The organism is Halomonas sp. 3A7M, from assembly GCF_014897875.1.
GTDB lineage: Bacteria > Pseudomonadota > Gammaproteobacteria > Pseudomonadales > Halomonadaceae > Vreelandella.
On sequence record NZ_JABUZD010000115.1, the window covers coordinates 15,623 to 37,278 of the forward strand.

21 protein-coding genes are annotated in these 21,656 nt (G+C 53.8%); 5 read left to right on the forward strand and 16 right to left on the reverse strand.

All coding sequences use genetic code 11. The features are described 5' to 3' along the window. Positions 1-149 precede the first annotated feature (149 nt). From INT19_RS10455 to phnD, 7 genes are all read right to left on the reverse strand, one after another. The gene (locus tag INT19_RS10455; RefSeq protein WP_193060679.1) at positions 150-2,267 is read right to left on the reverse strand and encodes a methyl-accepting chemotaxis protein; all 2,118 of its coding nucleotides are present in this window, start codon (positions 2,265-2,267) and stop codon (positions 150-152) included. Between the two features lie 10 nt (positions 2,268-2,277). Next, positions 2,278-4,149 (reverse strand): methyl-accepting chemotaxis protein, encoded by a 1,872-nt coding sequence (locus INT19_RS10460; RefSeq protein WP_193060680.1) that lies wholly within the window; start codon positions 4,147-4,149, stop codon positions 2,278-2,280. A gap of 105 nt (positions 4,150-4,254) precedes the next feature. After that, the gene (locus INT19_RS10465) at positions 4,255-4,686 is read right to left on the reverse strand and encodes a host attachment protein (RefSeq protein WP_089040295.1); all 432 of its coding nucleotides are present in this window, start codon (positions 4,684-4,686) and stop codon (positions 4,255-4,257) included. Between the two features lie 87 nt (positions 4,687-4,773). After that, entirely contained in the window at positions 4,774-5,583 is an 810-nt protein-coding gene (gene phnE, locus INT19_RS10470; protein WP_089040296.1) for a phosphonate ABC transporter, permease protein PhnE, read from the reverse strand. Beyond that, entirely contained in the window at positions 5,577-6,386 is an 810-nt protein-coding gene (gene phnE / locus INT19_RS10475) for a phosphonate ABC transporter, permease protein PhnE (RefSeq protein WP_089040297.1), read from the reverse strand. Before phnE (INT19_RS10475) ends, phnE (INT19_RS10470) begins: the two co-directional genes overlap by 7 nt. Beyond that, on the reverse strand, positions 6,373-7,179 hold the full coding sequence (gene phnC, locus INT19_RS10480; RefSeq protein WP_089040298.1) for a phosphonate ABC transporter ATP-binding protein: 807 nt from the start codon (positions 7,177-7,179) through the stop codon (positions 6,373-6,375). The genes phnE (INT19_RS10475) and phnC overlap by 14 nt, the downstream gene beginning before the upstream one ends. Positions 7,180-7,236: 57 nt before the next feature. Beyond that, positions 7,237-8,226, reverse strand: coding sequence for a phosphate/phosphite/phosphonate ABC transporter substrate-binding protein (phnD, locus tag INT19_RS10485; RefSeq protein ID WP_089040299.1), 990 nt, complete (start codon positions 8,224-8,226; stop codon positions 7,237-7,239). Between the two features lie 157 nt (positions 8,227-8,383). Between phnD and INT19_RS10490 the strand changes: the two genes are divergently transcribed. Further along, a complete protein-coding gene (locus INT19_RS10490; protein ID WP_193060681.1) occupies positions 8,384-8,977 on the forward strand; it encodes a histidine phosphatase family protein in 594 nt (197 codons plus the stop codon). 112 nt (positions 8,978-9,089) lie between these two features. Here the strand turns inward: INT19_RS10490 and INT19_RS10495 are convergent, their stop codons facing one another. The 7 genes from INT19_RS10495 to hemE form a co-directional block, all read right to left on the reverse strand. Further along, on the reverse strand, positions 9,090-9,818 hold the full coding sequence (locus tag INT19_RS10495; RefSeq protein WP_009723183.1) for an amino acid ABC transporter ATP-binding protein: 729 nt from the start codon (positions 9,816-9,818) through the stop codon (positions 9,090-9,092). Positions 9,819-9,904: 86 nt separating this feature from the next. Continuing rightward, complete coding sequence (locus tag INT19_RS10500) at positions 9,905-11,005, reverse strand: amino acid ABC transporter permease (RefSeq protein WP_193060682.1); 1,101 nt, start codon at positions 11,003-11,005, stop codon at positions 9,905-9,907. 21 nt (positions 11,006-11,026) lie between these two features. Beyond that, the gene (locus INT19_RS10505) at positions 11,027-12,217 is read right to left on the reverse strand and encodes an amino acid ABC transporter permease (protein ID WP_193060683.1); all 1,191 of its coding nucleotides are present in this window, start codon (positions 12,215-12,217) and stop codon (positions 11,027-11,029) included. A gap of 91 nt (positions 12,218-12,308) precedes the next feature. Further along, the gene (locus tag INT19_RS10510; protein WP_193060684.1) at positions 12,309-13,334 is read right to left on the reverse strand and encodes an amino acid ABC transporter substrate-binding protein; all 1,026 of its coding nucleotides are present in this window, start codon (positions 13,332-13,334) and stop codon (positions 12,309-12,311) included. Positions 13,335-13,601: 267 nt separating this feature from the next. Further along, positions 13,602-14,612: an amino acid ABC transporter substrate-binding protein gene (locus INT19_RS10515; RefSeq protein ID WP_193060685.1), complete on the reverse strand. Its 1,011-nt coding sequence runs from the start codon at positions 14,610-14,612 to the stop codon at positions 13,602-13,604. A 92-nt stretch (positions 14,613-14,704) separates the two neighbouring features. Next, the gene (speE, locus tag INT19_RS10520) at positions 14,705-15,565 is read right to left on the reverse strand and encodes a polyamine aminopropyltransferase (RefSeq protein WP_038479432.1); all 861 of its coding nucleotides are present in this window, start codon (positions 15,563-15,565) and stop codon (positions 14,705-14,707) included. Then, positions 15,565-16,677 carry a uroporphyrinogen decarboxylase gene (gene hemE / locus INT19_RS10525; RefSeq protein ID WP_089040305.1) on the reverse strand — a complete coding sequence of 371 codons (1,113 nt, stop codon included), beginning with the start codon at positions 16,675-16,677 and terminating at the stop codon, positions 15,565-15,567. The genes speE and hemE overlap by 1 nt, the downstream gene beginning before the upstream one ends. Before the next feature lie 230 nt (positions 16,678-16,907). On the opposite strand from hemE, the gene ribA reads away from it, so the two are divergent. From ribA to trhA, 4 genes are all read left to right on the forward strand, one after another. After that, positions 16,908-17,543 carry a GTP cyclohydrolase II gene (gene ribA / locus INT19_RS10530; RefSeq protein WP_030071109.1) on the forward strand — a complete coding sequence of 212 codons (636 nt, stop codon included), beginning with the start codon at positions 16,908-16,910 and terminating at the stop codon, positions 17,541-17,543. Between the two features lie 226 nt (positions 17,544-17,769). Continuing rightward, positions 17,770-18,999, forward strand: coding sequence for a formamidase (fmdA, locus tag INT19_RS10535; RefSeq protein WP_089040306.1), 1,230 nt, complete (start codon positions 17,770-17,772; stop codon positions 18,997-18,999). 88 nt (positions 19,000-19,087) lie between these two features. After that, positions 19,088-19,420: an FmdB family zinc ribbon protein gene (locus tag INT19_RS10540; RefSeq protein ID WP_038479420.1), complete on the forward strand. Its 333-nt coding sequence runs from the start codon at positions 19,088-19,090 to the stop codon at positions 19,418-19,420. Between the two features lie 84 nt (positions 19,421-19,504). Further along, positions 19,505-20,203, forward strand: a complete 699-nt coding sequence (trhA, locus tag INT19_RS10545; RefSeq protein ID WP_193060734.1) for a PAQR family membrane homeostasis protein TrhA — start codon at positions 19,505-19,507, stop codon at positions 20,201-20,203. On the opposite strand, the gene INT19_RS10550 is transcribed toward trhA, so the two are convergent. Both INT19_RS10550 and djlA read right to left on the reverse strand, forming a co-directional pair. Next, entirely contained in the window at positions 20,200-20,826 is a 627-nt protein-coding gene (locus INT19_RS10550) for a glutathione S-transferase family protein (protein WP_193060686.1), read from the reverse strand. The genes trhA and INT19_RS10550 overlap by 4 nt on opposite strands. Before the next feature lie 62 nt (positions 20,827-20,888). Continuing rightward, entirely contained in the window at positions 20,889-21,650 is a 762-nt protein-coding gene (gene djlA, locus INT19_RS10555; protein WP_193060687.1) for a co-chaperone DjlA, read from the reverse strand. Between the last annotated feature and the right edge of the window lie 6 nt (positions 21,651-21,656).

Below are 21,656 nucleotides of genomic sequence, written 5' to 3' on the forward strand. Positions count from 1 at the left end.
AACACGCCCTGGAGTAAACTGAGCTAAGGCAGGATGGATAACGAGGTGGGCCTCGCAATGAGGCCTGGCAGGATAATGACCGCCGGAGCCCAGCGTAGCGATAAACCTCCGCTACTGCCGATCTCCTGGCGGCCTGATTTAATCGCTGTTTAGTACTGTGCCGGCGTTGGCGCAGGCAGCGTGTGTTGGCTCTGTGGGTGGCGGTTGTCATGTGCTTCAAGCGTGAAGCCACCCACCAGTGCATCGAGCCGATCCGCCTGATCTTTTAGCTGTTCGGCGGCGGTGGTGGACTCCTCCACTAGGGCTGCGTTTTGCTGAGTCATCTGATCTAGATCGGTGACGGCAATGCTTACCTGACTGATACCATCGTTTTGTTCTCGCGCGGCCGTGCTGATATCGCCGAGCATTTGAGTAACGCGCGTCACGCTTTGAGCCAGTTCATGCATAGCTGCTTCGGCATCACGCACCATTTGGGTACCGCTTTCTACCTTACCTGCCGAGGCATCGATGCGTTGGCGAATATCTTTGGCGGCGTCGCTGCTGCGCGAGGCGAGTTTGCGCACTTCATCAGCCACGACGGCAAAACCACGACCATGCTCCCCTGCACGGGCAGCCTCTACAGATGCGTTTAGCGCCAGTAGGTTAGTCTGGAAAGCGATACCATCAATGACGCTGACAATGCTCTGAATTTCATCAGAGTTGGTGCGAATATCCGTCATCGTGGCGACCACCTGCTCAAACGCACTGTCAGTACGGGACGCTAGCTCCGAGGCGGTTTGGGAAAGCCCGCTGGCTTCCTGTGAGGCGTGGGTGGTGTGGCCAACGGTACTGCTGATCTCTTCCATGGCTGAAGAGGTCTGTTGCAGGCTGGCGGCGGCCTGTTCGGTGCGCCGAGAAAGATCGTGCCCTCCTTGGGTAATCTCATTGGCCGCATGGTTAACCGCTTCGCTGCTGCGCCGTACATCCAGCAAGATGGTTTGGATTTTCTCCGCGAAGGCATTGAACTGTTCTGCTACCGCTGCGCTCTCGTCGCGGCCATGAACTGGCAAGCGTTGGGTAAGGTCGCCATGTCCGGTTGCGATCTCTTCCATCCGGTTGGCTAGGCGTTTAAGAGGGCGTGCGATTCGTCCACCAATCCACCACAGTGCGCCGACACCAATCGCGGCCAGCAATAAGCCCACCAGCGTCATGCCCAGCGTGTTTTGCTGACGCTGCTCGCTGAGCACGTCTTGCAAGGCGTTCAGTTCGGCCAGTACCACTGACTCGGGAAGCTGCAGTACCAGCACCCAGGGCTGGTCCGTATTGCCAAGGGTGATAGGCTGATAACGCTGGAACATACCATCGGCCATGCTGCTGTGTAGGCTGCCCTGCGTTGTTGCCTGCTCAATGCCTGCCAATAGCGTGTCACTTAGCGAATCGCTAGCGGGCAAGCCCAAGGCTTCTTTGCCAGCGGTATCCGCTACCAAACCGCCACGTCCCGCCACCAGTGTCATCCGGCCAGCGCCGTTATAAAGCGCCTGGTTAGCATCGTTTAACAGGGTTTGGATAAAGTTAAGCGCCAAATCAATCCCCGCCACACCGCGAAATTCGCCATCTACCAAGATCGGCGCGTTGAACGAGGTGACTAGCTGGGTTTCACCGCCGAAGTCGTAAGCCGCGGGGTCGATAATACAGGGAGCTAAGGTTTCCCGTGGACACAGGTAGTACTCGCCTTCGCGCACGCCGCTTGCCAGGGGCGTTTCGCTCTCTATGTCCTCACCTAGCGGCAGTATCGCCAGCTCGCCATCATCAGTGCGGTACCACCAAGGCATAAAGCGGCCGCTGGCGTCATGGCCGTAGCGCTCGTCACCCGCGTAGCGCGCGTCATCTCCAAAAGCGTTGGGCTCCCAGCCGATATAGGCATCCACTAGGTCAGGGTTGTCGGCGACGGTTTGGCGCACAAGGTTTGATAGCTGTCGGCGGCTTAAGTAGAGTGCGCGTTGGCCTTCTGCATCGTCCATGCCCATTAACGCATTGGTCATGGCGAGTTGGCTGGCCAGCGTCATCGCTTTGTCCAGCTCGCGCTGAATGCGCTGACCTTCTGCTTCGGCAATGGCGTTTAAGCGGGCATCCAGCGCGCCTTCCATGAGCTCACTGGTGTGGTCATCCACGGTTTGTTGAGTGTGTGAGGCGGCGATCAAGTTATACACCACCAGGGCGGCCACAATGGCTAACAGGCAAGGGCCTGCTAGTGCCACGACAAAAGAGCGTAATGAGCGGAAATGCATAGTGTAATCCCTAGGCGATATGGCGACGTTGGTTGTCAGGTGTTTGGTAGGGCACTTGCAAAGCAGGCGTGGCAGCGTGGGACAGTTTAAAGCTGCTGATAGTCCCCGCGAGATGCTCCGCTTGCTCTTTCAGTTGCTCAGCAGCAGTAGTGGACTCTTCCACCATGGCAGCGTTTTCCTGGGTCATGCGATCAAGCTCGGCAACGGCAATATTGACTTGATTAATGCCGTCGCTCTGCTCGCTGGTGGCTGCGTTAATCTCCTCCAGCACATCGGTAACACGGGTGATATGGGCAACAATATCCTGCATCGTCGCACCCGCATTTTGTACCAGAGAGGTGCCATTGTTGACTTTGCTTTGTGAGTCTTCGATTAGCTTTTGAATATCGTTGGCAGCTTCGCTACTGCGCCCCGCAAGCTTGCGGACCTCGTCGGCCACTACGGCAAAGCCACGGCCATGTTCGCCGGCACGGGCCGCTTCTACAGAGGCGTTGAGTGCCAGTAGATTGGTTTGGAAGGCAATGCTGTTCATCAGCGTGACAATCTCACCAATTTTATTAGAGGATTGAGAAATGTCTTCCATTGTTGTGACGACATTTGCCACCACTTGGCCGCCTTCCTTCGCAACGTTTGATGCGGCATGGGAGAGCTGGTTGGCTTGCTGGGCAGATGCGGCAGTGTGTTGAACGGTGCTGGTGATTTCCTCGATCGACGCAGATGTTTGCTGCAGGCTTGCGGCCGCGTTATCGGTACGGCGTGATAAATCCTGACCACCCATGGCAATTTCGTTGGCCGCGTGATGAACCGCTTCACTGCTCGTGCGGACATCAACCAATACGGCTTCCATTTTGCCGACAAAACGGTTGAACGCGCTGGCAATTTGGGTCACTTCATCGTTGCCTTCTTCTGGCAAACGCAGGGTTAAATCGCCATCTCCCGAGGCAATGTTATCCATCGCGTTGCGCACGCCAAGCAGTCTACGAAGCATCAATGAAAGCAGGACACCAAATATAACGGCGGTGATGGCCGCGACAATCAACAAAGTGATAATTGAGGTAGTCGCAATGGCACGCAGGCCTGCGGTGGCTTCGTGCTCATCAAGCGCCACGACTAACTGCCAGCCACTACTGCCGCCCACTGTGCTGCCCATCAGCAGCTTGCCACTGTTTTGCAGTTCAAGCGCTTGAGGCTCTTCGGCTTGGATAATCTTGGCCAAGCTGTCGTTGGTTAGATCGCTGCTCAACACTGAGGACGGCTCAAGCGTTAACTCAGCGTCAGGATGCGCCACAAGCGTGCCATCTTCCGTCGTCAAAAAACCGAAGCTTGAAGGTGTCGGGGCGATACTGGCCACAATATCAATGACATCTTCAATGGTGATATCTGCACCAATGACAGCGGCGAGCTGCCCGTTACGGTAGAAGGGGCGTGCAAAGGTAACGATTAACCCCCCTGTTTGGGCATCGACATAAGGCGTTGTGATAATGGTGTCTTTGGCGTTGGCAGCGTCTTGATACCAGGGGCGTTGGCGAGGGTCATAATCACTAGGCGGCTGCCAGTTATCAGAAAAAACAGCATCAGACGTAGAGGGATAAGCCATATAGGCCGTCATGAAGCTTCCAGAATCAGACAGCTGTCGCAATGCGGCAAGCGGGTCGCTGCTGCCAACAGCATCATCCATGCTGGCCAGCATGGTATAGCGAGCGTTAAACCACTCATTAATCGCCTGGGTGTTACCGTTAACGACGGCACTGAGATTGCGACTTACTTGTTGATTGTTGTGATGCTTGACGGTGGTGTAGCTGGCTATGCCATTAATGATGAGGGCTACAATAATGGCCGTGAGGGCGGCTAGTAAGATGCGGGCTCGCAGGGAGGAAAACATGGTCGCTCTCTAAATCGTCAGGGGTCAGACGACTATCGGCAAAAGCGACCACTTCTTTAGCAGAAAAGCGTGCTTAGTGGGAAAGCGAGGGTGACGTAGAGAGCATTAGCGTAGGTCGCTAACGGCGTTTTGAATATCGGCCAGGGAAGCTTTACTCAAATCTTTTGAAAGCGTGTGAATGACCAGTTTGTGGGTGGTGTTGTCGAGCTTTTCTCGCAGTAGCCCAAGAAATTTCGGTGGCGCGACCATAATAAGCTTTTCCATGCTGTTATCGACGCGTGCACCATATAAGCGCTTGGCGACTTCTTTGGCAAACAGCTCATTTTCATGCTGCGAGGCAGCGCCCTCTTCTCCAGACGAGCGCGATGAGGTTGACGTAGATTCATGAACATCGGCACCGCGGCGATCGGTGATTAAATCACCTTCGTGCAGCCTGCCTGCTGCGTGTACAAGGCTCTCATGCTCAGTGAGATTCAACGCATCACGGGTAAAAATACGCGCGCGGGCGGCGTCAGCTACCACGATATAGGTGGTCATCGTCGTACGTCCTCCTTGTCGTTAGTTACCCTCTAACCATGGCAAGCGTTTGCCGTTTGGTCAAACACTTGCGAAGGTAAAAAGGGGTTAAAGCACTTTGCTGCGCAGTAGGCTAGTAATGGCTTCGCCAATCAGTACCAAAATGATAATCGCGATCAAAATAGTAGCGACTGTCGGCCAAGCAAAGGTGTCGATAGCGCCTTGCAGAATCACGCCAATGCCACCTGCGCCAACGAGTCCCAGCACGGTGGATTCCCGGATGTTGATATCCCAGCGCAGAATCACGATGGCAAAAAAGGCTGGCATCACCTGGGGCACAATAGCGTAGGCGACCACTTTTGCCTTGGAAGCACCGGTGGCTTCCATCGCTTCCACCGGGCGACGATCGATTTCTTCAATGGCTTCACCCATTAATTTGCCAATAAAGCCTATCGAGCGAAACACAATCGCCAGGATCCCTGCTAATACGCCGGGGCCAAAAATAGCCACGAATAACAGCGCCCATATAATCGTATTAACCGAGCGGCTGGAGACTAGAATAAAGCGCCCCAGCCATAGGCAAGCACGATTGGGGGTGGTGTTCTGGGCGGCGATATAGGCGACTGGCAAGGCGAGAAAAATAGTCAGAAATGTGGCTAACGTCGCGATATGTACTGTTTCGAGCAGCGCGTTCAGAATATTGCTTAACCCGGCAGGGCTAGGCGGCCACATTCGCGCAGCCAAATTAGACATTTGGTTGGGCGCGTCCCATACCCAGGGCCAGAAAATATCAATATCGCGAACCGCCCAGAACACCAGCATCAGTGTGCCTAGCAGTACAGCGTAGCGGATTAAGCGTTCTTTACGGTCGTAGCGATGCCAAACACGGTCGGCAAGTTGCTGAGCGTGATCTACCATATTTTTTTCCTCACCCAGCCGCTGATGCCTTCACTCAGTAAAATAACCGCAATAATGACCAGTAAAATCGCAAAGGCGAAGTCGTAATCATAGCGACCAAAGGCATTCATTAATGTGCCACCGATACCGCCTGCACCGACGATGCCGACCACCGCAGAGGCGCGTAGGTTGCTATCAAGTTGGTACATCGATAGACCGACCTGGCGGGGCAATATTTGTGGAAAGACGGCGTAATAAAGCGTGGCAATGTAGCCTGCTCCTGCCGCGCGCATGGCTTCTACCTGCCCCCAGTCAATCTCTTCGATCTCTTCTGCTAGCAGCTTTCCAACAAACCCGATGGAGTAGAGAGTCAGCGTTAAAATACCTGCCAGCGGCCCAAACCCAACGGCTGCCACGAATAAAATAGCCACGATAACGGGGTGAAAGCTGCGCGAGATAATAATGACCGCGCGGCCAATCACGTAAATGGGCATCGGGGCGATGTTACGAGCGGCCATCACCGCAAAAGGAATCGATAGAAAAACGCCTAGTAGTGTGGCGAGAATGGCAATTTGGAAGCTCTCTTTAAAGCCTGTTAGTAGCAACTCGTAACGTTCCAAGCTGGGTGGAAAGCCCCCGCTAAAGATGCGCGCTGCCCGCGGTAAGCCTTCTGAAATGCGCGCCCAGTTAAACGGCAAAGAACCGAAAGCCCACACCAGATAAATCGCCGCGACAATAAAAATGCCGTAGCGGATGATGGGGTTGGCAATGAATGGCGGTTTTTTCCAGGTACGTGGGGGAGACGGGGAGTCAGACGGCGTCATGTCGTGGCTCCTCAGCATGGGCACCGGGCTGCTCGGTAATAGCATCGTCAGGCGCTTCAATACCACCATAAATGGCATCAAGAGCGTCTTTGTTGAAGTCTGCAGGCACGCCATCAAAAATCATCTTGCCGTGGCGTAAGCCGACAATGCGCTCAGTGTAGGTTTTTGCTTGCGCAACGTTATGAATATTGATCAATACCGGTAGCGAAAGCTCACTGGCAAGGCTCTGCAGCAGTATCATTATTTGCTCGGACGTGCGTGGGTCGAGCGATGCTGTTGGTTCGTCGGCCAGCAACAGGTCAGGTTCTTGCATTAATGCCCGCACCACCCCGACACGCTGGCGCTCACCGCCGGAAAGCTCATCGGCACGTTTATTGGCGTAATGAGCAATCCCAACGCGCTCCATAAGGGTAAATGCACGCTCTATATCGGCTTGAGGGTAGCGACGTGAGATTGCTTGATAGAGATTAACGTAGCCAAGCCGCCCAGCCAGTACGTTCTCCATGACGGTGAGGCGATCAAGTAAGTTAAATCCCTGGAAGACCATGCCAATTTTGCGCCGGGCACGGCGTAATTCAGCGCCTTTCACATTCACCAGTTCGGTGCCGTTGAGTTTGATAGAGCCCGATGTAGGTTCTACTAAGCGATTGATACAGCGAAGCATGGTGCTTTTACCAGCACCAGACGCGCCAACAATAGAAACAACGCTGTTGTCCTCTACCTTAAGATCGAGTCCCTTCAGCACCGCCTCGTTGTGGCCATAACGTTTGACCAGATTGGTAATTTCCAGCATGTGATTGTTTCCATCGAAAGGCGAATAATTGCGCCGCTGGGGGCGGCGCAATCGTTGTTACTCCAGGTTTTCTCGTGTATAGCTCACGTCATTAGCCGCCTGGATGGTACGAATCACTTGCCAGTTATCTTTGTAATTAATCGGAATAAACTTTTCGACGCCTTCAAACTCCTCGCCAAGCTCGGTGCCGACGAAATCGAAGGTAAAGAAGGCTTCCTCGATTTTTTCTACAAGATCCGGGTGTAAGTTATGGGCGTAGTTATAGGAAGTGGTTGGGAATCGATCAGATTCGTAGATCAGACGTACATCTTCCTCATCGTAAAGGCCGCGTGCTGCCATACGTTCGACCACTTCAGAAGCCACCGGCGCGGCATCGTAATCCCGAGCGACGACGCCCAGCATCGATTGATCGTGGCTGCCCGAGTAAACGATGTCGTAATCCTCTTCGGGAGTGATGCCAAGCTCTGGCAGTAAGGCACGCGGCGCTAGATTACCGGAGTTGGACGTTGGCGAGGTGTGGGCAACACGCTTGCCCTTGAGGTCTTCCAGGCTCTCAATGTCTGAGTCTACGTGGGTAAATAGCTGCAGGGTGTAGCCGAACTGACCATCATCTGACCCCATCAGTGCGAAGGGGACCGCGCCTGCTAAGTTCACGGCAAAAGGAGTCGGGCCGGTCGAGAAGCCAGCAATGTGTAAGCGCCCGCTGCGCATGGCTTCGACTTGGGCGGCGTTAGATTGAACAGCAAAGAAGCGCACATCGCGTTCGGTGACCTCGGATAGATGATCAATAAAGGGCTGCCAGATATCCGAATAAATGGCCGGATCTTCTACCGGGGTATAAGCAAAAATAAGCGTGTCCGGGTTTGCCCATCCAGACTCGTCGCTTGGCCGATCAGCCACCATGTCGCCGTTTTCATCGCAGTACAGTGGGTCCAGGTCACCACGCTCGCACTCTGCCAAGGCATGGGTAGAGAGGAGTGCGAAGGGGAGCAGTGATGCAGCCGCTAGCATGGCAAGCGGACGCTTGCAGAAACGTGACGTTTCCATAGTTAGCCTCTTATGTGCGTTATTTTTGTGTTGTGCTATCCACTATCGAATTCAGCGCTTCTTTTACTGCGCGTACGTTTCGTAAGTGGACATTTGTAGCGCTAGATGTTTATTTTTCGAAAACGATCTCTTTCAATCTAGGGTTTATTACGAAGATATGTCAAACACTTTCACAGCTGCCTTCTACCATTGGCGAAATCGCTATCTGTTGATGCGCCATGGCCATAGCCAAGCGAACGAACAAGGCCTCATTATTAGTTCGCCTGGGCGTGGGCTTTGCGACTTCGGCTTGTCGCCTCTGGGCGAAGAGCAGCTCTCAACAGTCGTTGCACAATGGTGTTGGCCGACGCCCACCAAGGTGCTGCACTCAGACTTTTTGCGGACAACACAAACCGCTGAAAGAGTTGCTGCAGCGTTTGGCTTAACGCTGGAAAAAGAGGAGCGCCTTCGTGAGCGTTACTTCGGTGAACTCGATGGCCAACCGGATAGGCATTACCCTGACGTCTGGGAGTTAGATGCCCAGGATGCTGAGCATCAACAGCATCAGGTGGAGGCGGTCAGCAAGGTCGCCGCAAGGATGTATGCAGTGATTGAGGAGCTAGAGCGCCGCTGTGAAGGCGAAACGGTGCTGGTGGTGAGCCATGGCGATCCACTACAGATATTGCTCACAGCACTCGCCAATAAACCGCTGACGCAACACCGCGAGCAACCTGCCCTGCAGCCTGCCAGTATTACCCCGCTGGGGAGTTAGTCGGGTTGGCAGTGGTTGTGAGAGAGCGGGCAATGAATCGGCATCGTTGCAGATAACAATGGGCCTTCGATGAGGCCCATTGCTTTATCAACTGCTTTATCAATTGCGTTACTTAGTGCCCCAGAATCTGGCTTAAGAATAGCTGGGTACGTTCTGACTGCGGGTTATTGAAGAACGGCTCAGGGGCGTTTTCTTCGATGATTTGCCCTTGGTCCATAAAAATCACCCGGTCGGCAACGGTTTTGGCAAAGCCCATTTCGTGGGTCACACACAGCATGGTCATGCCTTCATTGGCAAGCTCCACCATGACGTCTAGCACTTCCTTGATCATTTCTGGGTCAAGCGCCGACGTTGGTTCGTCGAATAGCATGACGTCAGGGTGCATGCACAGTGAGCGGGCAATGGCGACCCGCTGCTGCTGGCCGCCGGAAAGCTGACCCGGGTACTTAAGCGCCTGTTCAGCAATACGCACCCGTTCTAAGTACTGCATGGCCATTTCTTCCGCCTCGCGACGCGGCTTTTTTTGCACCCACATGGGCGCTATACAGCAGTTTTCCAGCACGGTTAAGTGAGGGAAGAGGTTGAAGTGCTGGAATACCATGCCCACGCTACGGCGGATTTGCTCGATACGCTTAACGTCTTGGGTAAGCGGTACGCCGCCTACCACGATATCGCCTTGCTGGTGCTCTTCCAGATGGTTAATGCAGCGAATCAAGGTTGACTTGCCCGAGCCTGAAGGCCCGCAAATAACAATACGCTCGCCGCGCTTTACTTCCAGGTCGATATCGCGCAACACGTGAAAATCGCCGTACCATTTATTAACGCCGCGCATTTCAACCATTAGATCAGAAGTCGGGGTGCCAGAGATGTCGGTAGCTGCTTGAGTCATGTCTTTATCCTGCTAAAAAATCGTTAATAAAAGCGGCGTTAGCGCTTATGACCGGTGTGTAGCTTGCGCTCTAAATACTGGCTATAGCGCGACATGCTGAAACAGAAGACCCAGAACATGAAGGCGGCAAAGACATAGCCTTCCAGTGAGAAGCCCAGCCAGCGTGAGTCGGCCAGCGCCGCTTGCACGATCCCCAATAGGTCAAATAGCCCGATGATCATGACCAGGGTGGTGTCTTTAAACAGCGAAATGAAGGTATTCACAATGCCGGGAATCATCATTTTCAGCGCCTGAGGAAGCACAATCAGCCCCATACGCTTCCAGTAGGTCATGCCAAGCGCAGCAGCAGCCTCTTCCTGGCCTTTTGGAATGGCTTGCAGGCCGCCACGAATCACCTCGGCCATGTAGGCGCTTTGGAATAGCGTTAGGCCGATCAGCGCCCGTACTAAACGGTCTACATTCATTTCAGAGGGTAGGAACAGCGGCAGCATTACCGAGGCCATGAATAGCACCGTAATCAGAGGTACCCCACGCCAGAACTCGATAAATACGACGCAGAAACTTTTCACGATGGGCATATTGGAGCGCCGCCCCAGCGCCAGCACAATGCCGATAGGCAGTGCGCCCACCATACCGACGGTGGCCAGCAGCAGGGTTAGCAGTAAGCCACCCCAGCGATGCGTAGGCACGCGAGGCATGTCAAAGTAGCCGCCGTGCAGCAGCACATAGGCAACGATGGGGAAACCGACGAGCGCGAATATCGCCACCCAACGTTTGAGGGGCAGGCGGGGAATAGCTAGCCAGGCTATCAGCGTAAAGAAACCAGCAAAGACGATGTTGGCTCGCCAGATTTCCTCACGGGGATACAAGCCGTAGATAAACTGGGTGAAGCGTGCATTGATGAATACCCAGCAAGCCCCTTCCCGAGAGCAGTCATCTCGTGTGGTGCCGATCCAATCAGCATTCAAAAACGCCCACTGAACGGTGGGAACGACAAGCAAATAGAGTATGTAAAGCCCGATTAGGGTAAAGATAGTATTGATCGGGCCGTTGAACAGATTGGCACGTAGCCAGGCAACCGCCCCGACAGAACTACTGGGGGCTGGCCGCTCTTTAATGATTGTTTGATTATGGATCATGTAAATATCCTCACCGTCGGCCTAGCGTTCAACCAGTGCCACTCGGGCGTTGAACCAGTTCATAAACATGGACACCAGCAGGCTGATGGTTAGGTAGACCGCCATGGTCATTGCAATGACCTCAATGGCTTGGCCGGTCTGGTTCAGCGTGGTGCCTGCAAACACCGAGACAAGGTCGGGATAACCGATGGCGGTTGCCAGCGACGAGTTCTTAATCAAGTTCAAGTACTGGCTGGTTAGCGGCGGAATAATGACGCGCAGTGCCTGAGGGATAACCACCAGACGAAGTACCAGGTTACGTGGCAGGCTTAGTGCCTGTGCAGCTTCCGTTTGCCCGTGCGAAATTGCCTGAATGCCAGAGCGGACAATTTCAGCAATAAACGAGGCGGTATAAATCGACAGTGCCAGCCAAAGCGCGAGGAACTCAGGGATTACCGTAATACCGCCACGGAAATTAAAGCCGCGTAGTTCCGGCATTTCCCAGGTGACTGGCACGCCAGTGGCAACTAGCACTAACAGCGGTAAGCCAAAAATCAGTAAAAACGAGATCCAGTAAGCCGGTAGGCGTTTGCCTGTGGCTTCATGGCGACGCTTGTTCCATATCACCAGGGCAATACTGGCAACAATGGCGACAAGGAAGGTAAGAGGGATCAAGCCAAAGCCAGACTCAAACAGCGGTTGGGGTAAATACAGTCCGCGTACGTTGAGAAAGATGACTTCACCAAATGCCAGGCTATCTCTGGCGCTTGGCATCGTGCGTAATACCGCAAAGTACCAGAAGAATATTTGCAGTAGCAGCGGGATATTGCGGAAAGTTTCGATATAGGCAGTGGCTAAGCGCGCTAGCAGCCAGTTAGGCGACAGGCGGGCGATGCCCACAATAAAGCCAATGATGGTCGCGGCCAATACCCCTAGGCCACCCACCAGCAACGTATTCAGTAAGCCGACCAAGAAGGTGCGGCCATAAGTGCTTTGAGATGAGTAGTCGATCAGACTCTGCACAATCCCAAAACCTGCGGTGTTGCCCAAGAAACCAAACCCGGTGGTGATACCACGTGCGGATAAGTTGTCTTGGACATTACCGACAATGTAGAACAAAAAGGCTGCCACAGCGGCGACGAGGAGTAGCTGGAAAATAAGCGCACGTTTGGCGCGATCTCGCCAAAACGGCGGCTTGTGGCCAGCGGGACGAGTGTTAGGGCTTACGGACATGGAAGGCGTCTCCGCGATACGGACGGTCAATCAAATGGCCCGCCGATGCCCTTGGAAGGATGGGGCGGCGGGCCGGGGTCAAACGAGACGCTTAGCGAATCGGCGGTGCGTACTGGAAGCCACCTTGGTTCCAGAGGGCGTTAACACCACGTTCAATTTCAAGCGGAGAGCCCATACCGACGTTGCGCTCAAAACTTTCACCGTAGTTACCGACTTGGCTCAGGATGTTGTAGGCCCAATCGGCTTCTAAGCCCATACCTTCACCGTAGTTGCCATCTTGGCCAAGTAGGCGGGCAACATCAGGATTCTCAGAGCTGAGCATCTCTTCGGCATTTTCGCTGGTGACGCCATACTCTTCGCCGTTAATCATGGCGAATAACGACCACTTCACGATGTTAAACCATACATCGTCGCCTTGACGTACCACAGGGCCCAGAGGCTCCTTGGAAATAATGTCGGGTAGAATGACCGCGCTGTCCGGTTCATCTAGCTGAATACGCAGTGCCGCCAGCTGAGACGTATCCGAGGTTAATACATCACAGCGCCCAGACTGGAAGCCACCCACGGTTTGTTCAGAGGTATCAAATACAATGGGGTCGAACTGCATATCGTTGGCGCGGAAGTAGTCGGCTACGTTGAGTTCGGTAGTGGTGCCAGACTGAATACAAATAGCGGCACCATCCAATTCGTCTGCACCACTCAGACCCAGATCGCGGTTAACTAGGAAGCCGATACCGTCGTAAAAGGTCACGCCAGTGAAGTTGAGGCCCAGGGTGGTGTCACGAGTGGTGGTCCAGGTGGTATTACGTGATAGTACGTCGACTTCGCCAGACTGCAGGGCCGTAAAGCGCTCTACGGCGTTCAGGGAAATGTAGTTCACCGCATCAGCATCACCGAGAACGGCGGCGGCAACGGCACGACATACGTCAACGTCGAGTCCTTGCCAGTTACCTTCATCGTCCGGGGCGGAAAAGCCTGGCAGGCCGTCGCTGACGCCGCACTGTACGGCGCCGCGTTCCATCGTGTCTTCTAACGTATCAGCTTGAGCAGTGGCGACACCGGCCAACGTGATAGCACCCGCGGAGGCCAGCAGTACCAAGTGTTTTTTATTCATCATGGTCGTTCCCCTTACTCGATTTAATGTCGTTATGCATGCAGATGCATGACACTAGAAGCTAGCAAGGAAGGTGCCAGAAAGGATATGTCGTCAAATTCAGCGCTTTTCAACGCAAAATGCCTGCTGTATACGAAAGTATTGGTGCAAAAAGAAACATTAGCGACTAGTGATTGCTCTATTTTGATGCATAGTCGCTAATGTGGCTGTTAGCTTAAAAAATAGTGTCGCTCAGTGTGATGGATTAACGGGCTTGAAGGATGAACAGGGTTAACGAATAGGGGGTGCGTACTGAATGCCACCATCTTTCCACAAGGCGTTTAAGCCTCTGGCAATCTTGAAATCAGAGTCGGCACCAACGTTTCTATCAAAGATATCGGCGTAGTTACCCACCTGCTTGATGATTTGGTACGCCCAATCGGTATTGATGCCCATTGGCTCGCCAAAGTCACCATCTTGACCAAGCAGGCGCATGACATCAGGATTCTCCGAATTAAGCTGTTCATCTACGTTAGCTTGTGTAATGCCCAGCTCTTCCGCATTTAGCATGGCAAACAGCGACCACTTCACAAGATTGAACCATTGGTCATCATTTTGACGAACGGCTGGGCCTAGCGGTTCTTTCGAGATAATTTCAGGGAGCACGACCGCCATGTCGGGATCAGCAAGCTGCATCCGCTGGGCATACAGTTGGGAAGCGTCGGAGCTTAAAACGTCGCAACGGCCCGCTTCAAAGCCGGCAATAGACTGCTCAGGCGCATCAAAAACGACAGCATCATAAGTCATGCCGTTGATGCGGAAGTAATCAGAAAGATTGAGTTCGCTGGTGGTGCCGGACTGGGTACAAACTGCCGCGCCATCAAGCTCTTTGGCGCTTTGCACGCCTAGATCGCTGGCCACCATAAAGGCTTGGCCATCGTAGTAACTTACGCCGGTAAAGTTCATCCCCATCGTTGTGTCACGGCTTGAGGTCCAGGTCGTGGTGCGTGATAGGACATCGACTTCGCCAGACTGCAGCGCGGTGAAACGTTCTACCGAGTCGAGTGGCACGAAATCTACTTTTGTCGCGTCACCAAGCGCCGCAGCGGCTATGGCACGGCATACATCGGTATCCAGGCCCCGGTATTGGTCGTTGTCATCTAATGACGAAAAGCCTGGCTGGGCAGCGTTGACGCCGCAGCGCACGCTATCGCGCTCTTGAACGGTTTCCAGCGTGCTGGCCATGGCCATCGCAGGTACTAAAACACCAATTCCTACTCCCAACCAACGAACGGTTTTCATTTGTTATTCCTTAACGTGAAAGGGCAAGTAAACGTAAGCACATAAAAAAAGCCGAGCAATGCTCGGCTTTTTGGCTATTCGCAGGCGCTAAGTTATGCGAAGGCTTTACGCATAAAAGGCGGCAGCGATAGTGCACCACGGTGAGCATCACCAGTGTAGTACTGTAGCGGCATTTTATGCTCAGCGGCAGCCTGTTCGCGGAAGCTTTCAACGCTGGTCGCTTTACCGGCCAGCGTGACGCTCCACCAGCCAGAAGGGTAAACCGGCTGTGGGAAGGGCAGTGTGGCCACGCTATCAAAGCCCGCTTCACGCATATCGTTACGCAGTTCGCGAATAATAGAGCCGCTGTGGTAAAGCGGTGATTCGCTTTGCTGCACCATCACGCCGCCATTTTTTAGAATACGGTGGCAGCGCTTCAGGAAGTCGGTTTTAAACAGCCCTTCGGCGGGGCCGACCGGGTCGGTAGAGTCGATAATCAGCACGTCGATGCTCTCGTCGGCAGCGTCGTCTACCCACTTCACACCGTCTGCAAACAGCAGCTCGGCACGCGGGTCGCCGTTAGCTTCTACCAGCGCTGGGAAGAAACGCTCGGCGGCCTTGGTAACTTCTTCATCGATGTCGATTTGCGTCACTTTTTCAACGCCCGGATGACGCAGCACTTCCTTCAGCGTGCCGCAGTCGCCGCCGCCAATAATCACTACCCGCTTGGGGTCTTGATGGGTGAACAGCGCCGGGTGGGCAATCATTTCGTGATAGAGGAAGTTGTCGCGATCGGTCAGCATCACGCAGCCATCGAGCACCATCAGGTTGCCGTAGGTCTCCGTGGTATACACTTCCAGGTGCTGGTAGGGGCTTTGCACATCCAGCAATTTCTCAGTGACTTTCAGCGAGAAAGCGCTGCCGTGGCTATCAAATACTTCGGTAAACCACTGGTCGTCGCGTAAATCGCTCATTACTTTGCTCCTGGGCGCGGGGCGTTCGTTTGGGTAGGAATGCCTTGATGATACTGCGGGCTTAAATCGTGCAGCGCCTCCATAAAGGCGGTGACGTGGTCAGGGTTGGTGAACTGGCTGATGCCATGGCCCAAGTTAAAGACGTGGCCCGGGCCGTGGCCGTAGCTCTCCAGTACGCGAGCCACTTCGGCGCGAATGGCCGAGGGGCGGGCGAACAGCACGTTGGGGTCGAGATTGCCCTGCAGCGCGACTTTATGGCCCACGCGGGAGCGGGCGTCGGAAAGCTCGGTGGACCAATCGATGCCCAGGGCATCGGCTCCGGCACAGGCGATGTGTTCCAGCCATTGGCCGCCGTTCTTGGTAAACAGAATAACCGGCACATGGCGACCATCGTGCTCACGAATCAGGCCGGAGACAATTTGCTCCATGTAGCGCAGCGAAAATTCCAGGTAGGCGGGGGTTGAAAGCGCACCGCCCCAGGTATCAAAAATCTGTACCGCTTGAGCGCCCGCGCGAATTTGCGCGTTTAGGTAGTCGGTTACCGACTGTGCCAGGGTATCCAGCAACTGGTGCATGGTGTCTGGCGTATCGTAAAGCATGGTTTTCAGATGACGGAAGTCTTTGCTGGAGCCGCCTTCCACCATGTAGGTGGCTAGCGTCCAGGGGCTACCCGAAAAGCCAATCAACGGCATGCGGCCGTTCAGCTCACGACGAATGGTCGATACGGCACGCATCACGTAATCGAGATCGCGCTCGGCGTTGGGTACCGTTAACGCTGCAACCTCTTCTGGGGTGCGTACGGTTTTTCTGAATTTAGGGCCTTCACCGGTTTCGAAATAGAGCCCTAGCCCCATTGCATCTGGGATTGTGAGGATGTCGGAGAATAGAATGGCGGCATCTAGCGGGTAACGCTCAAGGGGCTGTAGCGTTACTTCACAAGCTAGGTCATGGTTGCGACACAGATCCATAAAACTGCCAGCATCGGCGCGGCTGGCGCGATATTCTGGCAGGTAGCGGCCTGCTTGGCGCATCATCCACACCGGAGTGCGGTCGACGGGCTGGCGAGCCAGCGCACGAAGAAAACGGTCGTTTTGCAAAGGTGTGGTGGTCATAAACACTTGCTCTTGAGAAGTTTGCCCGCATTGTAAGGGAGTCATTGTACTTGAAGATAACGGTACTTGAAGATAACTGTGTCTGAAGGCGGCAATTGTACTGAAAAACGTACTTAAAAACGCCTCTCCCTGTTGAGACCGTGAGGCTACCGCTGCTTCCTGGTAGAATGTTTTCTTATTTTTCCAACACCGGTGTGGTTAGCTGGTTTGGTTAATCGACGAGGTAACCTGTGACCATTCGCTTCATTGCCGCTTCCCGGCTGCCCACCCCTTGGGCCACATTCACCATGCACGGCTTCGAAGACGAAGCTACGGGTAAAGACCATATCGCCTTAACGCTAGGTGATGTGAGCGGCGGCGAGCCAGTACTGGGGCGCGTGCATTCTGAATGTTTAACCGGCGATGCGCTGTTTTCCATGCGCTGCGACTGCGGCTATCAGCTACAAGAAGCGCTCAAGCGTATTGCCGAAGAAGGTCGTGGCGTGCTGTTCTACCTGCGCCAGGAGGGGCGAGGTATTGGGCTGCTGAATAAAATCCGTGCTTATCATCTGCAAGATCAAGGTGCAGACACGGTTGAAGCCAATGAGCAACTTGGTTTCGGTGCGGACATGCGTCGCTACGACCTGTGTGTGCCGATGCTTAACCACTTGGGTATCACGGCATTAAAACTGATGACCAACAACCCTCGTAAGGTGGATGCCTTAACCCGGGATGGCGTGAACGTGGTTGAGCGCCTGCCGATTACCACAGGCCTAAATCCCCATAATGAGCACTATCTCTCAACCAAAGCGGGCAAGCTTGGCCATATGATGGCGCTGGACGATTTTACCCAGGCCAGCGACGTCGATATTGAACGTAAAGGGTGACTAAGCCCTTTTGTCACACTGCTGAACCGCTCTTCTGTCTGAAAGCTTCTAAAGCCCGCTCTCCTGAGTATTTGTTGAGCAGATACTCGGCTGAGTTTCGTTAAGGCTGCGTAATAGTCGAGATGTAATTAGCTTATAACTGTCTGAGTGACTATTTTGCATAGTGGGGTAGGGGAAACGATCTTCTCTACGCTGACTATCCTACGTTACGTGACAGAGGTTTGTTATGGCTGAAACAATTATTAAAATTGACCTTAAACAATCACCTTACGAGAACGAACAGATCCATAATCGCTGGCATCCCGATATACCCATGGCCTGCATGGTAAAGCCTGGCGACGACTTTATCGTTGAGTGTCATGACTGGACTGGCGGGCAAATCCATAACAATGATAGCGCCGACGATGTGCGCGATGTGGACTTAACCCAGGTTCACTTTTTATCAGGTCCTGTGGGGGTTGAAGGTGCTGAGCCTGGTGATTTGTTGGTGGTCGATATTCTTGATATTGGTACCTTTGAGGAGAGTCAGTGGGGGTTCAATGGCTTTTTTTCTAAACAGAATGGCGGTGGTTTTTTAACCGAGCACTTCCCAGAGGCTCAAAAGTCGATCTGGGACTTTAATGGCATGTTCACTAAATCCCGACATATTCCTGGTGTCGAGTTTGCTGGTTTGATCCATCCCGGCTTGATTGGCTGCCTACCTTCAAAAGAGATGTTGGCTGAATGGAATAAGCGGGAAAAAGCACTTTACGATACCGAGCCTGACCGTATCCCTCAGTTAGCCGCGCTGCCCTACGCCGATACGGCGCATATGGGTAAATTGTCAGGCACTGCCAAGCAACAAGCTGCCGCTGAAGGCGCGCGAACAGTACCGCCCCGTGAACATGGTGGTAATTGTGATATCAAAGACTTATCGCGTGGGTCGACAATTTATTTTCCCGTTTACGTTAAAGATGGTGGCTTGTCGGTAGGCGACCTGCACTTTAGCCAAGGTGATGGGGAAATCACCTTTTGTGGCGCTATTGAGATGGCCGGTTGGATCCACTTGCGGGTTAACCTGATCAAAGGCGGGATGGAGAAGTACGCCATCAAGAACCCTATTTTCAAGCCAAGCCCTATCACGCCGAAATACGATGATTACCTGATTTTTGAAGGGGTGTCGGTAGACGAGCAGGGTAAACAGCACTACCTGGATGTACATGTGGCTTATCGTCAGGCTGTTCTCAATGCCATCGAATATCTCAAAAAGTTTGGTTACACCGGTGCTCAAGCCTACTCGCTGCTAGGCTGCGCGCCCGTACAAGGGCATATCAGTGGCGTTGTCGATATTCCCAATGCTTGCGCAACACTTTGGCTGCCAACGGATATTTTTGATATTGATGTGAAGCCGAATGCCAATGGGCCTGGAGCGCAGGTTGCCCAGGGGGCTGATCTGCCGCTCTCCAAAGATAAGTAGAGCGCTTAGCCACCGCTGCATTGAGAAAGGCAGCGACACGCCAGTATCGCTGCCTGTTTAAAATGGATGCTAACAAGGAGAAAGTGGTATGCCTCTCTATGACTATAAGTGTGCTACCCATGGCTTGTTCCACGAACTGGTTCCACTGCGCGAAGTAGGTGATGCTTGCGCTTGCCCAACGTGTGGAACCTTGTCACCACGAGTACTGCTGGTCGCCCCTCAGTTATTAACGATGGATCCAGCGCGGCGCAGTGCCTTTGCGCGGAATGAAAAAGCCGCACATGAGCCCAGGCATGGCAACCAGCATAGTGAGCACGAAAAAGGCTGTTGTCATCAAGAACGTCATAAGCCCCAAGTATTTTATACGGCGGAAGGTAATAAAATGTTCCCTTCCGCACGGCCTTGGATGATAAGTCATTAAAGCCACGTTACCTGCGCCAGCGTTGTAGGTATTGAACGCATGGAGTGATAATGGTGGGGCGTGGCATATCAGGAGCGCCCCAGGCTGAAAGCTCTAGATGAACAACGGCATGACGTGCTGCCTCAAGAGCAAGGCGAGTTCAGCATTGTCGAAGAGTGGTTACATAGCATTACCCACGGGGTTGGTGCTGTGCTCAGCTTGGTGGGTATGGTCGTACTGCTGGTAGTAGCGAGCTTAGCCGCCCACGTCGACCCTTGGAAAATTGTCAGCCTGAGCCTGTACGGCACCACGCTAGTCCTGCTTTATACTGCCTCGACTTTCTATCATGGCATTGCTCATCGGCGCTGGAAGCAACGCTTCCAGCTGCTTGACCATTGCGCAATTTACTTGCTTATCGCGGGCACTTATACGCCTTTTCTGCTCGTTAATATGCGTGGCACCACGGGCTGGGTGTTATTTACCGCCGTGTGGTCGCTAGCGCTAGTGGGGATTGGCTGCAAACTGCTCTGGCCACAGCGTTTCGCGGTACTCCGCGTGGCTATCTATTTACTGATGGGCTGGATGATCGTCCTGGCCTCTAGAGAGATGGCGGCCAGTTTGTCGGTGACCGGCATCGCTCTGCTTGCCGCAGGGGGAATCATCTACACGCTAGGGGTTATCTTCTATGCCGTGCGTGCCATTCCCTACAATCACGCTATTTGGCATCTGTTTGTGATTGCCGGAAGTATTTGCCACTACTTTGCCGTCTACAGCGCTGTTCTACCTCATGGGTCGGTTACCTAGCGATCAACTGCCGCTTCTTGCTCTTTTTCCATGGCACGGGCTAGCGCTGGGCGCTCAGCGTGACGTGCGCGGTAGACCGCTAGGGGTTCAGGCAGTCGGTGTTTCATACTGGCTGCCCACGTTAATGTATGGGTAAGGAAGATATCTGCCAGGGTGAACGTCTCGCCGACTAACGTCTCCTGGCCCTGGTAACGGCGTTCTAGTGCTAGCAGTGCCCGCTGAAATTCCCAGGCGGCGGTGGGCAATACTGAAGGCACGCGCTTATCTTGGGGGAGGGCAAATTTATGCTTGGCCTGAAGCCACAGCGGTTGCTCGATTTCGGTGACGATAAAGCTTAGCCACTGGTCGACCTGCGCTCGCTCAGCGGCGCTTTCTGGCAGAAGGCTGCCATCACCGTATTGCTCGGCTAGATAACGGCAGATAGGTGCCGATTCAAACAGCGTTAGCTCACCATCTTCAATCACTGGCACCTTGCCATCTGGATGGCGGGCTAGGTGCTCAGCAGTTTGTCCCTCGCCGCTATCCAATGCGACATGCCGGCAGCGGTACTCCAGGCCAAGCTCTTCAAGTGTCCAGGTAACCCGCAGCGAGCGAGAGTTCGGAAAACTGTAGTTCGTTATCATTAGGCGACTCCTAAGCAGCGCGGTGAAGCTTTAATGTAGCGAGTGCTTGGAAACCTGTCGAGCTACTGGTCTCGGGCGCTACGGATGCGTTCGTAAGCGTTGCCAATTTCGCTGGTGCGTGCCTGGGCCACTTCACGCATGCTTTCAGGCAACCCTTTACCGGCGAGTTTGTCGGGATGGTTTTGGCTCATTAGGCGGCGGTACGCTTTTTTGATTTCAGCGTCGCTGGCGTCTTCACTCACTCCTAGTACTTGATAGGCGTCTTTCAATGCCTCTTCGCTGGAGCCCTGCGAATTCGCGGCGGCACCGTGAAGCATGGCTTCAATCTGCTGAACTTCCGCTTCACTACAGCCAACCCCACGGGCCACGCGCAAAATCATCTCGTGCTCGGCAGGGTGCAGCACGCCGTCGGCAGCGATAGCGGTTAACTGAACCTGCAAAAACACTTGGCGTAAAACCGGTTGGCGCTGGGTCAATCGGTTAACGTTCGCCAGTTCTGCATCTAGGTTGAAGTCGTCGGCGCGTCCGCGCTCGAAGGCGGCTCGCGCTTTGGCACGCTGTTCGCCTTGAAGATGCATTTGGTCAAACAGCTTTTCGGCCACGCCAAGCTCGCCATCGGTGACTTTACCGTCGGCTTGGCACAAGCAACCCATTACCGAGAAGATCGACTCTAAAAAGCCTTCTTGGATTTGTGTGCGGGCAGCGTTTAAGCGGCGGCTAATGCGTCGCCCTAGCCACCAGCCCAACCCACCGCCTACCAGCAGGCCAATGGGGCCGCCGACAGCAAGGCCAATCAGGCCAAACAAAATAATCAAAAATAGCATGGTGTT

Coding starts and splice junctions, on each gene's coding strand:
- INT19_RS10495 (WP_009723183.1), bottom strand. CDS start 9,818: ATGGTTGAAATGCGCGGCGTTAATAAATGGTACGGCGATTTTCACGTG.
- INT19_RS10510 (WP_193060684.1), bottom strand. CDS start 13,334: ATGATGAATAAAAAACACTTGGTACTGCTGGCCTCCGCGGGTGCTATC.
- djlA (WP_193060687.1), bottom strand. CDS start 21,650: ATGCTATTTTTGATTATTTTGTTTGGCCTGATTGGCCTTGCTGTCGGC.
- INT19_RS10490 (WP_193060681.1), top strand. CDS start 8,384: ATGTCAAACACTTTCACAGCTGCCTTCTACCATTGGCGAAATCGCTAT.
- hemE (WP_089040305.1), bottom strand. CDS start 16,677: ATGACCACCACACCTTTGCAAAACGACCGTTTTCTTCGTGCGCTGGCT.
- INT19_RS10465 (WP_089040295.1), bottom strand. CDS start 4,686: ATGACCACCTATATCGTGGTAGCTGACGCCGCCCGCGCGCGTATTTTT.
- phnE (WP_089040297.1), bottom strand. CDS start 6,386: ATGACGCCGTCTGACTCCCCGTCTCCCCCACGTACCTGGAAAAAACCG.
- INT19_RS10505 (WP_193060683.1), bottom strand. CDS start 12,217: ATGTCCGTAAGCCCTAACACTCGTCCCGCTGGCCACAAGCCGCCGTTT.
- INT19_RS10540 (WP_038479420.1), top strand. CDS start 19,088: ATGCCTCTCTATGACTATAAGTGTGCTACCCATGGCTTGTTCCACGAA.
- phnD (WP_089040299.1), bottom strand. CDS start 8,226: ATGGAAACGTCACGTTTCTGCAAGCGTCCGCTTGCCATGCTAGCGGCT.
- INT19_RS10515 (WP_193060685.1), bottom strand. CDS start 14,612: ATGAAAACCGTTCGTTGGTTGGGAGTAGGAATTGGTGTTTTAGTACCT.
- phnC (WP_089040298.1), bottom strand. CDS start 7,179: ATGCTGGAAATTACCAATCTGGTCAAACGTTATGGCCACAACGAGGCG.
- speE (WP_038479432.1), bottom strand. CDS start 15,565: ATGAGCGATTTACGCGACGACCAGTGGTTTACCGAAGTATTTGATAGC.
- fmdA (WP_089040306.1), top strand. CDS start 17,770: ATGGCTGAAACAATTATTAAAATTGACCTTAAACAATCACCTTACGAG.
- INT19_RS10500 (WP_193060682.1), bottom strand. CDS start 11,005: ATGATCCATAATCAAACAATCATTAAAGAGCGGCCAGCCCCCAGTAGT.
- phnE (WP_089040296.1), bottom strand. CDS start 5,583: ATGGTAGATCACGCTCAGCAACTTGCCGACCGTGTTTGGCATCGCTAC.
- INT19_RS10550 (WP_193060686.1), bottom strand. CDS start 20,826: ATGATAACGAACTACAGTTTTCCGAACTCTCGCTCGCTGCGGGTTACC.
- INT19_RS10460 (WP_193060680.1), bottom strand. CDS start 4,149: ATGTTTTCCTCCCTGCGAGCCCGCATCTTACTAGCCGCCCTCACGGCC.
- INT19_RS10455 (WP_193060679.1), bottom strand. CDS start 2,267: ATGCATTTCCGCTCATTACGCTCTTTTGTCGTGGCACTAGCAGGCCCT.